Source organism: Thermanaeromonas sp., from assembly GCF_021890735.1.
Taxonomy (GTDB): Bacteria; Bacillota; DSM-521; order Neomoorellales; family Neomoorellaceae; genus Thermanaeromonas.
On sequence record NZ_JAKKUR010000135.1, the window covers coordinates 1 to 2,762 of the forward strand.

The window sequence follows — 2,762 nt, forward strand, 5'->3', positions numbered from 1 at the left end:
AATCCGAATAAGCCCTGGTAAGCTCCCTTCTTTGTTTATAGCCTCACGGATACGGGCAGCGTGGGGCAATCCTTTTAAATATAAACTTAGGTGTTTTCGCATCTCCTTAACCCCGCGCTCTTCTCCCTTGGCTTCTACGGTATATCTTAAGTGTCTCAAGGCCATATTAAGCCTTTCTTCCGGAGTAGGAGGTGGAGGAAGGGGCTGGCCGGATAAGAGGGCCCGGATCTGGCCAAAGAGCCAAGGATTCCCTAAAGCCCCCCGGCCGATCATTATTCCATCGCAACCTGTAGTCTCAAGCATACGCAGGGCATCCCCCGGGGTGAAAATATCTCCATTACCTATAACAGGAATACTTACCGCTTCCTTGACCTCCTTTATGATCTCCCAGTCGGCTGCTCCGCTGTAAAACTGGTCCCGGGTGCGCCCGTGTATAGTTACAGCCCGGGCACCGGCTTCAGCCACCCTTTGGGCAACTTCCACAGCGTTAACTTCTGTATCGTCCCAGCCTTTGCGCATCTTAACCGTAACCGGTACAGGGGAGATGGCCTCGGCTACTGCAGCTACTATAGCCTGGGCCCGGAGGGGATCCTTCATTAGAGCCGCCCCTTCCCCATTACGGACGACTTTAGGCACGGGGCAACCCATATTAATATCTACCAGTAGAGCCCCTGCCCGGACGGCTTCCCGCGCTGCCCAGGCCATTATCTCGGGTTCCCGGCCAAAAAGCTGTACAGCTACCCGCCCTTCTTCTCCCTTTAGATCCATAAGCGCCCAGGTGGCTTGATTCTTGTAGTATAACCCCTGGGCGCTGATCATTTCGGTATAGGTAAGGGCAGCTCCCGCCTCCCTTAAAATCTGGCGGAAGATTTTATCTGTAAATCCGGCCATGGGAGCAGCCAGCACAGGAGGGCTAAGGGTTAAGCTGCCCAGTTTAAGGGAAACCTCAACCCGGTTATACCCTGTTCCGCTCATAAACTATACGTATCCCCTCCAGGGTAAGCCAAGGATTAACTTTATCAATGACTGGTGTTTCCGGAGCAATAAGATAAGCTAAACCCCCAGTGGCAACCACTATAGGATTTCCTCCCAGCTCAACCTTCATGCGCTGGACGATACCTTCCACTTGACCTATGAAGCCGTACATGATTCCCGCCTGCATACAGGTAACAGTGTTCTTACCGATGATACTGCGCGGTTTTATCAGCTCCACCCGGGGCAGTTTAGCCGCGTGGTAGAAAAGGGCATCTGTAGAGATACCTATGCCGGGGGCGATGGCCCCACCCAGATATTCGCCATTAGCCGAAATGGCATCAAAGGTGGTAGCTGTGCCGAAGTCCACTACAATGGCCGGCCCGCCGTACAATTCATAAGCCGCCACACCGTTTACAATACGGTCAGCTCCGATCTCTCGCGGATTGTCGAAGCGGATGGGCATCCCCGTCTTCACCCCCGGCCCTATAACTAGAGGCTTAATACCGAAAAGCCCCTCGGCTGCTTCCGTCAGGCTCTGGGTTAATATTGGCACTACTGAAGCCAAAGCTACGTCCTTTATATCCTGGGGAATGAGCCCGTGGTACTGGCAGAAATGGTACCAGGCCAGGATATATTCATCCGGCGTTTTACGGGGGTCACTGGCCATTCTCCAGTGATAAACCAACTCCTTACCCCGGTATACCCCGCATACGATATTTGTATTTCCCACGTCTATGGCCAAAAGCACGTTTCTTCAACCCCGCTTTCCTCTTACGGCGGTACTTCGTTGACCATACGAAGTGGTAGTTAATGTTGTAAACTGCTGTGTCAGTTGATTTCCAAGCTTCCTTCTTCATGCCATTATGGTAACATACTGCGCAATGGTTGTGAATGCTAGGACGAGGAGGTCCGTGTATCCCCTCAATAATTTGAGGGGGATTACTGCCCCCTCGCGCTCCCCCATTTTTCTAAACAGGAGCTTTAAGGCTTAAAATACCAGCTTACTTTACCGGCCTGCTTTTCTACAAACTTCTTTCTAACCTTACCAGCAACTGCCGACAAGCATTACTCTCTTTTACGGTACCAATGTAAAAAAATTTAACTGTTGCAATAAAATGGAATTGCCTACCATAGTTGACAACGGCTGTAATTTATGATAGACTGATGGCAAATCAGGGTGTTTCGCCATCTGGCGAAGCGCCCTTGTGTTTTATATAGGATATTTTCCATTAAATGGGCAGGAGGCGTAATAAAGTGGATATGGATAAAGTTAGGTTGTCACCAGTAATTTTTGAAAACTTGATTAAGCACCTTGTAAATATTGAAGAGGAGAAAGAAAAACTTCTAGAACAATATTTCCCTCGCCCTTCGAAGGAGCGTAGCGATCTGGAGAAACTTTTCGATAATTATATAAGACAAGTAGAACAGCTCATCAAAAACGCGATTAAATCAGAAACAACTAATACTAATCTCCCCATAGTTATCTTCGGCAGCGAAGTTGAAGTGGAAAATCTAGATACCGGGGAAATTAGCCGCTTTCGTATAGTAAGTCCTTTCGATATCGACGTAGAAAGTGGTGATATATCATATTTGTCACCGATGGGTAGGTCGTTGTTGTTAAAGAGAACCGGGGATGAAGTGACTGTTCATGCCCCAGCAGGGGTGTTCCGTTACAAAATAAAGTCGATTAAATTCCCTTCTTCACCCATAGATAGTAAAAATACGCCTTCTAAGACCTAATGGAGGAAAGAAAGGAGACCGGCCTGTTTTAAAATCCGGCGTAGCTT

At 48.7% G+C, this 2,762-nt stretch carries 3 protein-coding genes and 1 pseudogene; 1 reads left to right on the forward strand and 3 read right to left on the reverse strand.

Annotated features, from left to right (window positions below; genetic code table 11):
* From dusB to L5656_RS11525, 3 genes and pseudogenes are all read right to left on the reverse strand, one after another.
* Positions 1 to 975 (reverse strand): tRNA dihydrouridine synthase DusB (dusB, locus tag L5656_RS11160; protein ID WP_297202954.1); only part of this gene is annotated, 975 nt, incomplete at its 3' end.
* Entirely contained in the window at positions 956 to 1,723 is a 768-nt protein-coding gene (locus tag L5656_RS11165) for a type III pantothenate kinase (protein ID WP_297202956.1), read from the reverse strand. The genes dusB and L5656_RS11165, both read right to left, overlap by 20 nt.
* A gap of 22 nt (positions 1,724 to 1,745) precedes the next feature.
* Positions 1,746 to 1,832: pseudogene (locus tag L5656_RS11525) on the reverse strand (IS200/IS605 family transposase); the annotation flags it as partial.
* 403 nt (positions 1,833 to 2,235) lie between these two features.
* On the opposite strand from L5656_RS11525, the gene L5656_RS11170 reads away from it, so the two are divergent.
* Complete coding sequence (locus tag L5656_RS11170; RefSeq protein WP_297202958.1) at positions 2,236 to 2,715, forward strand: GreA/GreB family elongation factor; 480 nt, start codon at positions 2,236 to 2,238, stop codon at positions 2,713 to 2,715.
* Positions 2,716 to 2,762: the final 47 nt, after the last annotated feature.

Bases quoted from the DNA above. Each gene is read 5' to 3' on its own strand.
- L5656_RS11170 (WP_297202958.1), top strand. From the start codon at position 2,236: ATGGATAAAGTTAGGTTGTCACCAGTAATTTTTGAAAACTTGATTAAG.